Genomic DNA, 15,473 nt, shown 5'->3' with positions numbered 1-15,473 from the left:
CATCATGGAACGAGTTAAAGATTTCTTCGGCAGCCTGATGCTGTCGGAACTGATCAAGGGGATGGCGCTGACGGGCAAGTATATGTTCTCGCGCAAGATCACCGTGCAGTACCCGGAAGAGAAGACCCCGCAGTCGCCGCGTTTCCGCGGCCTGCACGCCCTGCGCCGCTATCCGAACGGCGAAGAGCGCTGCATCGCCTGCAAGCTGTGCGAAGCGGTGTGCCCGGCCATGGCCATCACCATCGAATCGCAGGAGCGTGACGACGGCACCCGCCGCACCACGCGCTACGACATCGACCTGACCAAGTGCATCTTCTGCGGCTTCTGCGAAGAATCCTGCCCGGTCGACTCCATCGTGGAAACCCACGTGCTGGAGTACCACGGCGAGAAGCGCGGCGACCTGTACTACACCAAGGAGATGCTGCTGGCCGTGGGCGACCGTTACGAGGCGGAGATCGCCGCCAACCGCGCCGCCGACGCTGCGTACCGCTGATCGAACTGGATACCACATGGACTTTACAACGATTCTGTTCTACGTCTTCTCCGCGATCATGGTGTTCGCGGCGCTGCGCGTCATCACGGCGCGCAATCCGGTGCAGGCGGCGCTGTTCCTGGTGCTGGCCTTCTTCCAGGCTGGCGGCATCTGGATGCTGCTGAAAGCCGAATTCCTCTCCATCGTACTGGTGCTGGTGTATGTCGGCGCCGTGATGGTGCTGTTCCTGTTCGTGGTGATGATGATCGACATCGACACCGAGAAGATGCGCGAAGGCTTCTGGAACTATCTCCCCGCGGCGGCCACCATCGGCGGCGTGATCGTGCTGGAGATGGCTTCCGTGCTGTGGCGCGGCTTCGGCACCGGCAACACCACCGCGCCCGCGGCGGCCGGCACCATCGGCAACACCAAGGAACTGGGCAAGCTGATTTACACCCAATACATCTATGCGTTTGAAATCGCGGCCGTGGTGCTGCTGGTGGCGATCATCGCCGCCGTGGCCCTGACGCTGCGCAAGCGCAAGGACATCAAGTACTTCGATCCGGGCGAGGCCGTGCGCGTCAAGCGCAACGACCGCCTGCGCATCGTGAAGATGGACGCAGTCGTGGAACGCAGCACCGAAGCGGCTGAACCGAAGGAGGCGCAATGACCTTATCGCTCGCACACTACCTGGTCCTGGGCGCGATCCTGTTCGCCATCTCGATCGTCGGTATTTTCCTGAACCGCAAGAACGTCATCATCCTGCTGATGGCCATCGAACTGATGCTGCTGGCAGTGAACATGAACTTCGTCGCGTTCTCGCATTACCTGGGCGACGCGGCCGGGCAGATCTTTGTCTTCTTCATCCTGACCGTGGCGGCCGCCGAATCGGCAATCGGCCTCGCGATCCTGGTGGTGATGTTCCGTAACCTGGACACCATCAACGTGGAAGACCTGGATAGCCTCAAAGGCTAAGTGTTCAATCCTCGAATAATAAACAGATAGGTTCATCATGACGGGGCTTAACCCTAACCTTCTTCTTGCCGTTCCCCTGGCGCCGCTGGCCGGCTCCGCGATCGCGGGCCTGCTGGGCACCAAGTTCTTCGGCAACGTCGTCGGCCGCAAGGTATCGCATACGGCGACCATCCTGGGCGTTCTGATCGCCTTCCTGATCTCCTTCCAGACCCTGATGGCGGTGATGGACGGCGCCACCTATACCGGCACCGTGTACCGCTGGATGACGGTGGCAGGCGTGAACCTGGAAGTGGGCTTCCAGATCGACTCGCTGTCGGCGATGATGATGTGCGTGGTGACCTTCGTGTCCCTGATGGTGCACATCTACACCATCGGCTACATGGCGGAGGACGAAGGCTACAACCGCTTCTTCTCCTACATCTCCCTGTTCACCTTCTCCATGCTGATGCTGGTGATGGCCAATAACTTCCTGCAGCTGTTCTTCGGCTGGGAAGCGGTGGGCCTGGTGTCCTATCTGCTGATCGGCTTCTGGTTCAAGCGCCCGACCGCCATTGTGGCGAACATGAAGGCCTTCCTGGTCAACCGCGTGGGCGACTTCGGCTTCATCCTGGGCATCGGCCTGCTGCTGGCTTATTCCGGCACCATGAACTATGCCGATGTCTTCGCCAAGCGCGAGGCGCTTGCCGCGCTGCACCTGCCGGGCACCGATTGGGGCCTGCTGACCGTGGCCTGCATCTGCCTGTTCATCGGCGCCATGGGTAAATCCGCGCAGTTCCCCCTGCACGTGTGGCTGCCTGACTCGATGGAAGGCCCGACCCCGATCTCCGCGCTGATCCACGCCGCAACCATGGTTACCGCGGGCATCTTCATGGTGTCGCGCATGTCGCCGCTGTTCGAGCTGTCGGACACTGCGCTGTCCTTCATCCTCGTGATCGGCTCCATCACCGCGCTGTTCATGGGCTTCCTGGGCATCATCCAGAACGACATCAAGCGCGTGGTGGCCTATTCGACCCTGTCGCAGCTGGGCTATATGACCGTGGCGCTGGGCGCCTCGGCCTACTCGGTGGCCGTGTTCCACCTGATGACCCACGCCTTCTTCAAGGCGCTGCTCTTCCTGGGCGCGGGCTCGGTCATCATCGGCATGCACCACGACCAGGACATCCGCAACATGGGCGGCCTGCGCAAGCACATGCCCATCACCTGGATCACTTCGCTGCTCGGCTCCCTGGCGCTGATCGGCACCCCGTTCTTCTCGGGCTTCTACTCGAAGGACTCGATCATCGAAGCGGTGCACGCGACCCATATCCCGGGCGCGGGCTTCGCCAACTTCGCCGTGCTGGCGGGCGTGTTCGTGACCGCCTTCTACTCCTTCCGCATGTACTTCCTTGTCTTCCACGGCGAAGAGCGCTTCGGCAAGGCCCATGCGCATGACGACCATGCCCACGACCACGCTCCGGCGCACGACTCCGATGCGCACCATGAAGAGGAAGACGAAGCCCATGGCCACCACGGCCTGGAGCCGGGCCAGAAGCCGCACGAATCACCGTTCGTCGTCTGGTTCCCGCTGGTGATGCTGGCCATCCCGTCGGTGCTGATCGGCTTCTTCGCCATCCAGCCCATGCTGTTCGGCGAATTCTTCAAGGGTGTGATCGCCGTGGGCGAGAACCACCACGCCATGCACGAACTGGCCGAGGAATTCCACGGCCCGGTGGCGATGGCCATCCACGGCCTGATGACGGCGCCGTTCTGGCTCGCGCTGGCAGGGGTGGCGACGGCCTACTACTGCTACATGATCAATCCGCGCGTGCCAGCCTGGTTCTACGCCAAGTTCAAGGCCATCCACACGCTGCTGGACAACAAGTACTACATGGACAAGATCAACGAGGCCGTGTTCGCGAAGGGCGCGCGCCTGCTGGGCGACGGCCTGTGGAACGTGGGCGACCGCACCCTGATCGACGGCCTGGTGGTGAACGGCAGCGCCAAGGTAGTAGGCTGGTTCTCCGGCCTGACCCGCCTCGCGCAGACCGGCTACATCTACCACTATGCCTTCGTGATGATCATCGGCATCCTGGGCTTCCTGGTGTACTTCCTGCCGTTCTGGCACGCTTAACCGGACACGCAAAAGAGATAAAAGATGCAGTCAACGATTAATACTTTACCTCCTTACCTGAGCCTCTCGATCTGGCTTCCGGTGCTGTTCGGCCTGATCATCCTGGCGATCGGGCGCGACACCCGCGCCGGCATGGTGCGCGTGCTGGCCCTGGTCGGCTCCATTGTCTCGCTGCTGCCGACGATCCCGCTGATCACCAACTTCGACAACAATGCCCACGGCCTGCAATTCGTGGAGAAGGCGGCCTGGATCGAGCGCTTCAACATCTTCTACACCCTTGGCATCGACGGCCTGTCGCTGTGGTTCATTCCGCTGACCGCCTTCATCACCATCATCGTGGTGATCTCCGCCTGGGAAGTGATCCAGGAGCGCGTGGCGCAGTACATGGGCGCCTTCCTGATCCTGTCCGGCCTCATGATCGGCGTGTTCGCCGCCATGGACGGCCTGCTGTTCTACTTCTTCTTCGAAGCGACCCTGATCCCGATGTACATCATCATCGGCGTGTGGGGCGGGGCGAACCGCATTTACGCCTCGTTCAAGTTCTTCCTCTACACCTTCTTCGGCTCGCTGCTGACCCTTGTTGCCATCATCTACCTGTACAACAAGTCGGGCAGCTGGGACATCCTGGCGTGGCACCAGCTGCCGCTGACCATGACCGAGCAGGTGGCGATCTTCATCGCCTTCTTCATGGCCTTCGCCGTGAAGGTGCCGATGTTCCCGGTCCACACCTGGCTGCCGGACGTGCACGTGGAAGCGCCGACCGGCGGCTCCGCCGTGCTGGCCGCCATCATGCTGAAGCTGGGCGCCTACGGTTTCCTGCGTTTCTCCCTGCCCATCGTGCCGGACGCTTCGCACTACCTGGCTGGCTTCGTGATCGTGCTGTCCCTGATCGCAGTGATCTACATCGGCCTCGTGGCCCTGGTACAGAAGGACATGAAAAAGCTGGTGGCTTATTCGTCCATCGCCCACATGGGCTTTGTGACGCTCGGCTTCTTCATGTTCAACGACATGTCGGTGCAGGGCGGCATCGTGCAGATGATCTCGCACGGCTTCATCTCCGGCGCCATGTTCCTTTGCATCGGCGTGCTGTATGACCGCGCCCACTCGCGCCAGATCGCCGACTACGGCGGCGTCGTGAACAAGATGCCGAAATTCGCGGCCTTCTTCATCCTGTTCTCGATGGCCAACTGCGGCCTGCCTGCCACCTCCGGTTTCGTGGGCGAGTTCATGGTGATCCTGGGCGCAGTGCAGTTCAACTTCGTGACCGGCATCCTGGCTGCGACCGCGCTGATCTTCGGCGCCGCCTACTCGCTGTGGATGGCCAAGCGCGTGATCTTCGGCACCGTGACCAACCACCACGTGGCGGAGCTGACCGATATCAACAACCGCGAATTCCTGATGCTGGGCATCCTGGCGATCGCGGTGCTGGTGATGGGCCTGTACCCGGCGCCGTTCACCGACACGATGCAAACCTCGGTGGCCGACCTGCTCAAGCACGTCGCCCAGAGCAAGCTCGCCATTGCACACTGAATGCCGATAGGACCAAGTTTTCATGAATAACACTAACCTGATCCCGATCTACGCAGAGATCTTCCTGGTGGTCGCCACCTCGGCGATTCTGCTGATCGACATGTTCCTGTCCGAAGCGAAGCGCAACATCACTTACGTGCTGTCGCTGCTCACGCTCGCCGGCTGCGCCGCGTTCACCTTCGTGGACTTCAGCGCGGGCACCACGGTGTACACCTTCTCGAACATGTTCGTGTCCGACCCCATGGGCAACCTGCTGAAGATGTTCACCTACCTGACCGTGGGCATCACGCTGGTCTATTCCCGCCAGTATTCGACCGACCGCGGCATGCTGGGCGGCTCGCTGGGCGGCGAATTCTATGTGCTGGCGCTGTTCTCCATGCTGGGGCAGATGGTCATGATCTCGGCCAACAACTTCCTGTCCATCTACCTGGGCCTGGAGCTGATGTCGCTGTCGCTGTACGCGCTGGTGGCCATGCGCCGCGATAACACCGCCGCGACGGAAGCGTCGATGAAGTACTTCGTGCTGGGCGCGCTGGCTTCCGGCTTCCTGCTGTACGGCATGTCCATGCTGTACGGCGCGACCGGCTCGCTGGACATCTCCGAAGTCTCGCGCAAGATCGGCGCAGGCACCATCAACCCCACCATCCTGGTGTTCGGCGTGGTGTTCATCGTCGCCGGCCTGGCCTTCAAACTTGGCGCCGTGCCCTTCCACATGTGGGTGCCGGACGTCTACCAGGGCGCTCCGACCGGCGTGACCCTGCTGCTGGGCGGCGCGCCGAAGCTGGCGACCTTCGCCATCTGCGTGCGCCTGCTGGTGGAAGGCATGCTGCCGCTGGCCTTCGACTGGCAGCAGATGCTGATGATCCTGGCCGTGCTGTCCCTGGCCATCGGCAACCTGACCGCTATCGCCCAGTCGAACCTGAAGCGCATGCTGGCTTACTCCACCATCGCGCAAATGGGCTTCGTGCTGCTTGGCCTGCTGGCCGGCGTGGTGGGCCAGGACCAGAGCAATGCCTCGGCCGCCTACAGCGCCGCCATGTACTACTCGATCACCTACGTGCTGACCACCCTGGGCAGCTTCGGCCTGATCATGGTGCTGGCGCGTTCCGGCTTCGAAGCGGAAGAACTGAACGACTTCAAGGGCCTGTCCAAGCGCAGCCCGTGGTACGCGCTGCTGATGACGGTGCTGATGTTCTCCCTGGCCGGTGTGCCGCCGATGATGGGCTTCGCCGCCAAGTTCGCCGTGCTGCAATCCGTGCTGAAGACCGGCCAGCTGTGGCTGACCATCTTCGCGGTGATGGCATCGCTGATCGGCGCCTACTACTACCTGCGCGTCGTGAAGACCATGTGGTTCGACGAACCGACCGACACCGCGCCGATCCAGGTGGCAGGCGACAAGTCGATCGTGCTGGCCGTGAACGGCCTGCTGGTGGTGGCCCTGGGCGTGATCCCGGGCCCGCTGCTGAACGCCTGCATGAGCGCAATGCAGAAGACGCTGGCATCCTGATCGATGGATGTCGGCGCATCGAGCTGGTTGGTGATACTGCTGGGTTTAGCAGCCGCCAACCTGCCGTTTTTCAATGACAAGGTATTCGCCGTTCTTCCCTGGCGCGCGGGGCGCAAGCCATTCATCGTGCGCCTGCTGGAACTGGCGGCGCTGTACTTTGTCGTTGGCGGGATCGGCCTCGCGCTGGAAGCCCGCATCGGCACGGTATTCCCCCAGAACTGGGAGTTCTACGCCATTACCGCCTGCCTGTTTCTCGTCTTTGCCTTCCCCGGCTTTGTGGCGCGCTACCTGCGCAAGCGTCACTGATACACTGTCGTTTTCGAATCTGATGTGAAGGAGCGTGCATGGATGCGCACCTGAAGGAGACCAAGGTCAATGGTGGCGTGGTCTATGACGGCAATTTCCTCAAGGTCCACAAGGACACCGTAAAGCTGCCGAACGGTGCGGAAGCAAGCCGCGAGTATTTCCGCCATCCCGGCGCCGTGGTGGTCATCCCCGTGCTGGACGACGGCCGCGTGCTGCTGGAGCGGCAGTTCCGCTATCCGAACAACCGCGTCTTCATCGAGCTCCCGGCCGGGAAGATCGACGAGGGCGAAGACCCGCTGGCCAGCGCCATCCGCGAGCTGCAGGAGGAAACGGGCTACACCGCTTCCGAGTGGGACTTCATCACCACGATCCACAACGCCATCGCCTATTCGGACGAGCATCTGGACATCTATCTGGCGCGCGGCCTGGAAGCGGGGGAGGCCAAGCTGGATGAAGGCGAATTCCTCGAAACCTTCACGGCGAGCGTTGACGAACTGCTGGAGATGGTGCGCAGCGGCCAGATCTCGGACGTGAAAACCATCATCGGCATCTTCTGGCTGGACAAGCTGCGCTCCGGGGACTGGAAGCTGGACTGAGCGATGCGGCGCCTGCTGCTCCTGCTGGCGCTCATGCTGCCCGCCGCGGCAGGCCTGGCCGCGCCGCGCACGCCTTTCCAGGCCAGTTGCGAGGACACCATCGGCAAGACGCTGTCCGTGCTGTCCGCGAAGCAGAACGGCTACTCGGTGAACAACCAGCTCTCCTACAAGATGCTGACGGTGATGAAGGGCGTGGCCTCGGCCAATTCCTATGTGCTGGGGCTCACGCGCACGGAGTCGCGCGTGCAGATCGCCACCAACGGCAAGATCCTGCAGGACCCTTCCAGTGGCTACGAATGCATCGCGCCGCAGATCGTGGTGGAGCTCACCTATGCGCCAGTGAAGGTCTATGTCGGCAAGGAGTTCCCGGCGGGCACTTGCGGGTATGATGTCATCCTTGCGCACGAAATGCGGCACATGAAGACCTACATGGACCATCTGCCGCGCGTGGAGGAGAAGGTGAGGGCGGCGCTGGCCAAACGCTTCGGCAGCAAGCCGCTATACGCGCCTTCGGGCACCGCGCAGTCCGCGCTCTCGCACGAGATCAACAGCGGCTGGCTAAGCTATATCAAGGCCGAGATGGCGAAGGTGGAAGTGCTGCAGGAGGCCATCGATTCGCCGGTCGAATACGCTCGGCTCGGCAAGGCCTGCAATGGCGAGATCCAGAAAGTACTGAACAGGACGCGCCGCCCCGGCGGCAGATGACAAGCATGACGGATACCGGAACAAAAGCTCCACGCTATTTCGCGCTGATTCCCGCAGCAGGCGTCGGCGCGCGCATGGCGGCGGCATCGCCGAAACAGTACCTGCTGCTGAACGGCGTGCCCATGCTGCGGCACACCGTCAACGCCTTCCTGCGCAGCGAGCTGATTGCGCATACTTTCGTCGTGGTGAGCCAGGATGATGGCTATATCGACGGCGTGCTGCCCGCGCAGGGCGTGACGGTGCTGGCTTGCGGCGGCGCCACGCGCATGGATTCGATCCTGAACGGCCTGCGCGCCCTGCGCGAGCGTATCGCGGACGAGGACCTGGTACTGGTCCACGACGCCGCCCGGCCCGGCCTGACGCCGGCGCTGATCCGCAAGCTGATCGAGGAGGTTGGCAGCAATCCCGCCGGCGGCCTGCTCGCACTGCCGGTAGTCGATACCGTGAAGAGCACGCGCGGCGGCGAGGTGATGACGACACCGCGCGACGGCCTGTGGCTGGCGCAGACGCCGCAGATGTTCCCTTATGCGCTGCTGGTGCGTGCGCTGGGCGCCGCCAGCGATCCTGCCGCCATCACGGACGATGCGAGCGCCATCGAGGCGCTGGGAATGTCTCCGCAGCTGGTGGAAGGGCATCCGCGCAACCTGAAGGTGACGCTCCCTTCCGATCTGGGGATCGCCGAAATGTATCTGAAACAGGATCTCACATGAAACTGCCATTCCGCATTGGACAGGGCTACGACAGCCACCGCCTGGTTGAAGGCCGCAAGCTGATACTCGGCGGCGTCGAGATCGCGCACGACAAGGGCCTGCTCGGCCACTCGGACGCCGACGCGCTCCTGCACGCCATCACCGACGCCATTCTCGGCGCGGCGGCGCTGGGCGACATCGGCAAGCACTTCCCGGACACGGCCGAAGAATTCCGCGGCGCCGACTCGCGCGTGCTGCTGCGCGAGGCCGCGAAACGGGTGAAGGAGACGGGCTACGACATCGGGAACGTGGACGCCACCATCATCGCCCAGCGCCCGAAAATGGCGCCGCACATCGCAACGATGGTATCGAATATCGCGGAGGACCTCGGCATCGCGCCGGGGCAGGTGAACGTCAAGGCGAAAACCAACGAGAAGCTGGGCTACCTCGGACGCGAGGAAGGCATCAACGCCGAAGCCGTCGCCCTCCTCATTTTGCGGGCGTCTTCCTAGGACGGTTGGAGTAGGCTTCTACCTTTTCCAGGAATTCCGCAATTTCATCGTCCGTAGCCGGACGGCCGCCTTTTCTGAACTGGCCCTCCACCCAGAAGTCGTCCGGCAACGGCGGAGAGTCTTCGTCGTAGACGATGTCCTCGTCGTCCATTGCTTCGACGCGTGCCCAGTCCGTCAGGTCTTCAATAGCGTCGCTCCCAGTAGACGTGGGTTTCCCGCCGATTTGCTTTGCGGAACGAGATGACATGGATCGTGCTCCCAAATTCTGTGTGAACAACAACGACGGCATGATCACCGAGCAGGCCCGCCGTGCAGAATCTCCGCTCGGAGTATTCATAGCGCCTGTCCTCCCAAGTATAGGTTTGGCCCTCGAAAACCTGCGCAACGCACTGGAAATCCAGCCCATGCTTTTTGAGGTTGCTGCGGCGCTTGGCTTCGTCCCAGGTGATCCGCATTTCAGTGTACGCGCCGGAGAGGGGAATGCAAGCGATTGTCGCCTGCGTTCCCAATTCAGGCCTTAAGGCAGATCAGCTAACGCCGTCTCTGATACCATTGGGACATGGCAAGGGATATCTACGCTTACCGCGATGTGGCTGTGGAGTCGTTTCAGGACGGCGCGCAGGTGCGCGTGCGGCCGGTGAACGGACAGGCCTACCATTCAGGCCTGCGCGTGCAGTGCTCGCGCGAGCTGACGGACACCAGCAAATATCCGGTCGGCACCTGCTTCCGCGTGCTGGCCAAGCTGACCGACCGCCTGGGCGGCATGCCCTACCTCTACGTCTATCACGGCGATCCGGTCGTCGTGCTTTCGCCGCAGCAGTGCGAGCGCTTCCTCGCCGAGTTCCGCCGTGGCCGTATCTGATACAGGACCCATCATGCGCTACCTGATCGTTCTGCTGTCCACCCTTACTATCTGCTTCGCCGCCCAGGCCCGGCAGGAAGAAGACGAGCTGCCCGCCGCGGAAGACCTCATGGTGCTCGCTTTCCCGAAGTGGGCGGACGATACCGAAGGCCGCCTGCAGTCCATCACCCTGAACAAGATGTCGCGCGCCTGGGATGGCGGCGCGCCACGCAAGGCGAAAACGCGCAAGGTCATCGTGCAGCCGCAGTTCGTCACGCGCCTGGGGCCGAAGCGGGTGAGCCTGATCGCCAAGCTGCTTCCGGCATCCGATGACGGCACTGCGGAAGCGGCGCACGTCACGCCGCTCGGCGTTGCCGCCTACATCTTCGATACTTCGTCCTCAGGGTGGAAGCTGGTTGCACGCCAGGAGCCCTTTGCGCTGCACGGCCTGTTTGCCGAGGCCCAGCTGACCCACGTGGAGCTGGCGCGCGGCCGTCCGGCAGTGCTGGTGGAGTACGGCAGCTGCTGGCAGGGCTATTGCAACGACTGGATCACGCTGTATGAATTCAACAGCAAAGGCGTGAACACGAAACCGGTCCTTGAGCAGACCCTCAAGGCCGACAATCTCGGCGCCCTGCACGGCTGCCCCGAGCGCCTGTGGAGCGTCCTGCCGGGACTGCGCGCCAGCGACTACGTGGACGAAGACGAGAAACGCCTTGCCGCCGAACGGCGCTGCATTTCCGTGCGCGGCATGTGGCGTGTCGAACCATCGGATAGGGAACCGGGCGATTTCGCCATCGATTTCAAGGGCGCGCGCAGCGAATCGCTCAGGGGAGCGCCGCAGCCTGCGGAGAAAATCGAGCAGAGCGTGCGCTTCGTGTACCGCAAGGGAAAATATGAACTGGAGTCCGGCGAGAATCCCGCGCCTGCCTTCTGAAAGGAACAATGATGATACGTATTCGCGAGATCGACCATATCGTGCTGCGCGTGGTGGACCTGGACCGCATGATCCGCTTCTACACCGAAGTGCTGGGCTGCAGCATCGAGCGCCGCCAGGATGAGATCGGCCTCGTGCAGCTGCGCGCGGGCGGTTCGCTGGTGGACCTTGTGCCGGTGGACCAGAAGCTGGGCCGCATGGGCGGCGCGCCGCCGGGCAGGGAGGGGCGCAACGTGGACCATTTCTGCTTCCGCGTAGAGCCTTTCGATGAAGCGGCCATCCGCGCCCACCTGGACCGTTTCGACGTGGCGAACGGCGCCTCCGAATCGCGCTATGGAGCGGAAGGGGAGGGGCCGTCGATCTACATCAACGATCCCGAAGGAAATACCGTGGAGCTGAAGGGCGCGCCCTATTCGGGCTAGCGGCAGAGGGGACGGACCCTGGACAGGGTCTGTCCCCTCTGCCGTCACTCCTCGTCGTCTTCGTCTTCGCCGTCGCGGGGGGCGCGGCTGCGGTCGGCGTCCACTTTCTTTTTCAGCTCGCCGGACTGCTTGAAGAAGTCGTCCACGCTGTGGTCGGGGCTCTGGCGCAGCGACGGCGGCAGCAGCACGGACATATAGAGTTCGTCCGAGAGGCGGCCCGTCGTCTGCAGGTTGCTCATCAAAACGAGGCCGGAGCCCAGCGCCATGAACACGCCGCAAGTGGCGAGCAGCCTGCGCGGAGGATGATGCGGCCGTATCGTCCGCAAGTGGAAGAACACCATGCCGCAGGCTATCAATAGCGTCACGTGATTGCCGTAGCGCGTGAACACTTCGGCCGACCACGCATAGGCCAGCACGGTACTGAATACCTTCCAGCCGCCGATCACGATCAGGCCCGCGCCGAGGATGAAGAGGTGGCGCCCCAGCCGCGCGTGGCCGCCGAACAGGCGATTGGCGACGGCCCAGACGGCGCTCCACAGCAGGCCTGCAGCGAGCCCGGAAGCGATCGTCAGCAGGTAGCGGATGGCCTCGAAGGACTCGGTATCCGACATGGCCTCTTCCACGCCGATGAACAGGGCGATCAGCGCCAGGCCCGCCACGGCGGGCGCGCCGCCTTCCCAGGCGTGCATGGTGGTGTCCGTGACTTCCTGCGGCACAGGGAAGTCCGCGCTGCGGATGCGCAGCCTCGTATGCCCGAGGCGTACCACAGTGCTGCCCGAGAGGGCGACGCTGGCGTGGCGCTTGCCGTGATGGATGATGCCGTTCTGGCTGCCCAGGTCGCGCAGCACCAGGCCGCCTTCGCCGTCGGCTTCCACCACCGCGTGGCGGGGCGCCGTGTGCGCGTCGTCCAGGATGATGTCGTTGTCGTAGGCCCGGCCAATGGTGACGGGCAGCGATTCCGCGCGCACGCGGTGCAGCACATCGCCATTGCGGGCCAGCAGTTCGATGAAGTAAGGCGCCTTCATTTGCCGCCCTCGCGCGCCAGGGATTCCATGAACGCGCGCGCAGCCCGCATGCCGTTTTCATAGGACACGCCACGCGCATCCAGGCGGCTTTGCAGGTTCATCAGGCTGTCGTCGGTGCTGGCGGTGAGCAGCGAGAAATCGTAGAGGCCCGGGAATTTGCGGTAGGCGCGCACGCACATCACGGCGCGCATCGGCATGCTCTTGTTCTTCACGAACTGCTCGGTGCAGTTCGGCGGCGTCATGCGGCTGTCCTTGTAGCTGCCGAAGGACTCGTTCTTGAACGACATGCTGGAGAGCTGGGCGAAGCGGATCGGATCGAGGCCCGTGCTGCGCATGAACTGGTGGCGGATGGCGACCTGGCCGGTCTGCATGGAGCCGGAGACGAAGATCGCCGACTCCATCGAGCAGTTGGTGTTGTCGACGGCGAAGGCCTTTTCGCCTTTGACGTTGGCGCGTCCCCAGCAGCGCATCTGCTCGTTCTCGCGCACGGGCACCTGGTAGGGGCCCATCTGCTTGGTGCTCAGGGGCCCGGCCAGCAGCTGGTCCACCATGGCGCGCTGGTGCGCGAGCAGCTGCTGCGTAACGATGGTGGTGAAGTCGTGGGGCGGCTGGGCGTCTGACGGCACGCGCTTCAGCAGTTCCTGCGCATAGCGGATCGGCACGAGGAAGCTCACCAGCTCCCCGTCCAGGCGCTTGGACACGTTCACGCCCACCACTTCGCCATCGGCCGTCACGCTTGGGCCGCCGCTCATGCCGGAATTGATGGGGCCCGTGAACATCAGCTGCTCGTAGAAGCTGCGCGTGATCACGCCGTTGTACGAGCCTTCCGAGATGGCGAAGCCCAGGTCCAGGGGATTGCCCAGCGAGTAGAGGTACTGGCCCTGCGACAGGCGCACTTCGCGCTCAGGCACCTTGAACACGCCTGTGCCGTAGCGGTTCACGCGCACCACGGCCAGGTCGTGCAGCACGTCCACGGCCAGCAGTTCGATGTTGCCGCGCTGGCCCGCCGTGTCCACCCATTCGCCCGTATAGGTTTCGGGATCGAGGGCGAACTGGGACACCACGTGGTAATTGGTCAGCACCAGGTTGGAGGTGCCCACCAGGAAGCCGGAACCGACGGAGGACTGCGTGCGGCCGCTTTTCAGCAGCGAGCGCACCTGCAGCAGATCCTTCTTGGCGTTCATGTAGAGCTTCTGCGCGGCGCTGGAAGGCGTCGGCAGCGCCACGGCTTCCTCCTGGGTGGCAGGAGGGGCGGGCTGCGCAGCGGGAGCAGGACGGGACTGGGACGGCGCCGCGAAAGCGGTGGAGCCCCAGGCCAAGGTCAACGCTAGGGCAAGCTTGTTGAATTTCATGCAATACACACCTGGTTGAGTCAGGTGCAGTGTACCCTACTGTTCGCCGTCCCCGGTAGCGGTGGCGGTAATCGGGTGCATCATATGGCCCAGCTTGGCGGCCTTGGTGTTCAGGTAGTGCTGGTTGAACTTGTTGCGGTTCACGAGCAGGGGCACGCGCTCGGCCACCGCGATGCCCAGCTTTTCCATCGCCGCGATCTTGCGCGGGTTGTTCGTCATGAGCTTCAGCGAGCGCACGCCGAACTGCTGCAGCATGGGAGCCACCAGGCCGTAGCTGCGCTGGTCGGGCTTGAAGCCCAGCTGCTCGTTGGCCTGCACCGTGTCCGCGCCCGCTTCCTGCAGGCGGTAGGCGCGCATCTTGTTGATCAGGCCAATGCCGCGGCCTTCCTGGCGCAGATAGAGCAGCACGCCGCGGCCTTCCTGGGCGATGCGCTGCAGCGCGCCTTCCAGCTGCGCGCCGCAGTCGCAGCGCTGGGAGAACAGCACGTCGCCCGTCAGGCACTCGCTGTGTACGCGGGCCAGCACGGGCTGGCCGTCGCCGATATCGCCCAGCACCATGGCCAGGTGCTCCTTGCCGGTGGCGTGCTCCACGAAGGCGTGCAGCGTGAACTGGGCCCAGGGCGTCGGCAGGGCGCAGGACGTGACGTAGTCCAGTTCTTCGGTGGCAGGGAGGTCTGCTAGGGGCTGCATTGCGTGCTCTTCTTCTCAAACAGTAAAAATGCGCGCCGGGCTGGGCGCGCCCCTCATCATAACAAAAAGATGCAATGCCAGCAGGGAGGGGCGCGGCCAGCCGCTTACGGCAGGTCGAAGAGCAGAACCTCGGCGGCTTCGGCCTTGTCCAGCTTCAACAGGCTCTCGCCGCTGATCTTGGCCGCATCGCCGCCCTTCAGCGCCGTGCCGTTGACGCTCAGGCTGCCGCGGACGACGTGCACATAGGCGCTGCGGCCCGCCTCCAGGCGGTGCTCCACCGCGTCGGCCCCGTTCAGGATGCTGGCGTAGAGGGCGGCATCCTGGTGGATCAGCACCGAACCCTCGCGGCCGTCGCTGGAAGCGATCAGGCGCAGCTTGCCGGTCTTGCTCTCGGGCGCAAAGTGCTTTTCCTCATAGCTGGGCGGAATCCCGGTCTGGTTCGGCTGGATCCAGATCTGCAGGAAGTGCACGTCTTCCTCCTGCGAGTGGTTGAACTCGCTGTGCCGCACGCCGGTGCCCGCGCTCATGCGCTGCACATCGCCGTAGTGCAGCACGGAGCCGGTGCCCAGGCTGTCCTTGTGCTCCAGCGCGCCTTCCAGCACGTAGGAGATGATTTCCATGTCGCGGTGGCCGTGGGTGCCGAAGCCCTGGCCGGGCTTCACGCGGTCCTCGTTGATCACCAGCAGAGGACCGAAACCGGTATGCGCCGGATCGAAGTAATGGCCGAAGGAAAAGGTGTGGCGGGAGTCCAGCCAGCCGTGGTTGGCGGCGCCGCGTTCTTCACTTTTACGAATTTGCAACATG

At 63.4% G+C, this 15,473-nt stretch carries 20 protein-coding genes; 14 read left to right on the top strand and 6 right to left on the bottom strand.

Annotated elements, in window-relative coordinates:
• The first annotated feature begins 4 nt into the window (after positions 1-4).
• Genes nuoI through ispF form a run of 11 tightly spaced genes read left to right on the top strand, consistent with a single transcriptional unit; the run spans position 5 to position 9,402 of the window.
• Entirely contained in the window at positions 5-493 is a 489-nt protein-coding gene (gene nuoI, locus LSQ66_RS13200) for an NADH-quinone oxidoreductase subunit NuoI (protein ID WP_231765664.1), read from the top strand.
• Positions 494-509: 16 nt separating this feature from the next.
• Complete coding sequence (locus tag LSQ66_RS13195) at positions 510-1,142, top strand: NADH-quinone oxidoreductase subunit J (RefSeq protein WP_231765663.1); 633 nt, start codon at positions 510-512, stop codon at positions 1,140-1,142.
• Complete coding sequence (gene nuoK, locus LSQ66_RS13190; RefSeq protein WP_231765662.1) at positions 1,139-1,447, top strand: NADH-quinone oxidoreductase subunit NuoK; 309 nt, start codon at positions 1,139-1,141, stop codon at positions 1,445-1,447. The genes LSQ66_RS13195 and nuoK overlap by 4 nt, the downstream gene beginning before the upstream one ends.
• A 37-nt stretch (positions 1,448-1,484) precedes the next feature.
• Entirely contained in the window at positions 1,485-3,557 is a 2,073-nt protein-coding gene (nuoL, locus tag LSQ66_RS13185; RefSeq protein ID WP_231765661.1) for an NADH-quinone oxidoreductase subunit L, read from the top strand.
• Between the two features lie 24 nt (positions 3,558-3,581).
• Positions 3,582-5,087 carry an NADH-quinone oxidoreductase subunit M gene (locus LSQ66_RS13180; RefSeq protein ID WP_231765660.1) on the top strand — a complete coding sequence of 502 codons (1,506 nt, stop codon included), beginning with the start codon at positions 3,582-3,584 and terminating at the stop codon, positions 5,085-5,087.
• Positions 5,088-5,109: 22 nt separating this feature from the next.
• Positions 5,110-6,594: an NADH-quinone oxidoreductase subunit NuoN gene (gene nuoN / locus LSQ66_RS13175; RefSeq protein WP_231765659.1), complete on the top strand. Its 1,485-nt coding sequence runs from the start codon at positions 5,110-5,112 to the stop codon at positions 6,592-6,594.
• A gap of 3 nt (positions 6,595-6,597) precedes the next feature.
• Entirely contained in the window at positions 6,598-6,900 is a 303-nt protein-coding gene (locus tag LSQ66_RS13170; RefSeq protein ID WP_231765658.1) for a DUF2818 family protein, read from the top strand.
• A gap of 38 nt (positions 6,901-6,938) precedes the next feature.
• Positions 6,939-7,496, top strand: coding sequence for an NUDIX domain-containing protein (locus tag LSQ66_RS13165; RefSeq protein ID WP_231765657.1), 558 nt, complete (start codon positions 6,939-6,941; stop codon positions 7,494-7,496).
• A 3-nt stretch (positions 7,497-7,499) separates the two neighbouring features.
• Positions 7,500-8,201, top strand: a complete 702-nt coding sequence (locus tag LSQ66_RS13160) for a hypothetical protein (protein WP_231765656.1) — start codon at positions 7,500-7,502, stop codon at positions 8,199-8,201.
• 5 nt (positions 8,202-8,206) lie between these two features.
• Positions 8,207-8,911 (top strand): 2-C-methyl-D-erythritol 4-phosphate cytidylyltransferase, encoded by a 705-nt coding sequence (gene ispD, locus LSQ66_RS13155; protein ID WP_231765655.1) that lies wholly within the window; start codon positions 8,207-8,209, stop codon positions 8,909-8,911.
• The gene (gene ispF, locus LSQ66_RS13150) at positions 8,908-9,402 is read left to right on the top strand and encodes a 2-C-methyl-D-erythritol 2,4-cyclodiphosphate synthase (RefSeq protein ID WP_231765654.1); all 495 of its coding nucleotides are present in this window, start codon (positions 8,908-8,910) and stop codon (positions 9,400-9,402) included. Before ispD ends, ispF begins: the two co-directional genes overlap by 4 nt.
• Here ispF and LSQ66_RS13145 read toward each other — a convergent pair.
• Positions 9,380-9,649, bottom strand: a complete 270-nt coding sequence (locus LSQ66_RS13145) for a hypothetical protein (RefSeq protein WP_231770200.1) — start codon at positions 9,647-9,649, stop codon at positions 9,380-9,382. The genes ispF and LSQ66_RS13145 overlap by 23 nt on opposite strands.
• Entirely contained in the window at positions 9,585-9,857 is a 273-nt protein-coding gene (locus LSQ66_RS13140) for a BrnT family toxin (protein ID WP_231765653.1), read from the bottom strand. Before LSQ66_RS13140 ends, LSQ66_RS13145 begins: the two co-directional genes overlap by 65 nt.
• Before the next feature lie 104 nt (positions 9,858-9,961).
• Between LSQ66_RS13140 and LSQ66_RS13135 the strand changes: the two genes are divergently transcribed.
• The 3 genes from LSQ66_RS13135 to LSQ66_RS13125 are packed head-to-tail and all read left to right on the top strand — an operon-like array spanning position 9,962 to position 11,602.
• Positions 9,962-10,264 (top strand): hypothetical protein, encoded by a 303-nt coding sequence (locus LSQ66_RS13135; protein ID WP_231765652.1) that lies wholly within the window; start codon positions 9,962-9,964, stop codon positions 10,262-10,264.
• A 13-nt stretch (positions 10,265-10,277) separates the two neighbouring features.
• A complete protein-coding gene (locus LSQ66_RS13130; protein WP_231765651.1) occupies positions 10,278-11,180 on the top strand; it encodes a hypothetical protein in 903 nt (300 codons plus the stop codon).
• A gap of 11 nt (positions 11,181-11,191) precedes the next feature.
• Positions 11,192-11,602: a VOC family protein gene (locus LSQ66_RS13125; RefSeq protein ID WP_231770107.1), complete on the top strand. Its 411-nt coding sequence runs from the start codon at positions 11,192-11,194 to the stop codon at positions 11,600-11,602.
• A 44-nt stretch (positions 11,603-11,646) separates the two neighbouring features.
• Here LSQ66_RS13125 and LSQ66_RS13120 read toward each other — a convergent pair whose 3' ends face one another.
• From LSQ66_RS13120 to LSQ66_RS13105, 4 genes are all read right to left on the bottom strand, one after another.
• Complete coding sequence (locus tag LSQ66_RS13120; RefSeq protein ID WP_231765650.1) at positions 11,647-12,627, bottom strand: FHA domain-containing protein; 981 nt, start codon at positions 12,625-12,627, stop codon at positions 11,647-11,649.
• Entirely contained in the window at positions 12,624-13,979 is a 1,356-nt protein-coding gene (locus LSQ66_RS13115) for a S1 family peptidase (RefSeq protein WP_231765649.1), read from the bottom strand. Before LSQ66_RS13115 ends, LSQ66_RS13120 begins: the two co-directional genes overlap by 4 nt.
• A gap of 36 nt (positions 13,980-14,015) precedes the next feature.
• Entirely contained in the window at positions 14,016-14,669 is a 654-nt protein-coding gene (ribA, locus tag LSQ66_RS13110) for a GTP cyclohydrolase II (protein ID WP_231765648.1), read from the bottom strand.
• Between the two features lie 104 nt (positions 14,670-14,773).
• On the bottom strand, positions 14,774-15,472 hold the full coding sequence (locus LSQ66_RS13105) for a pirin family protein (protein ID WP_231765647.1): 699 nt from the start codon (positions 15,470-15,472) through the stop codon (positions 14,774-14,776).
• Position 15,473: the final 1 nt, after the last annotated feature.

It is taken from the genome of Massilia endophytica (genome assembly GCF_021165955.1).
Taxonomy (GTDB): domain Bacteria; phylum Pseudomonadota; class Gammaproteobacteria; order Burkholderiales; family Burkholderiaceae_D; genus Rugamonas; species Rugamonas endophytica.
Note: the sequence above shows the minus strand (reverse complement) of the source record. Positions and strands in the feature narration are given on the sequence as shown.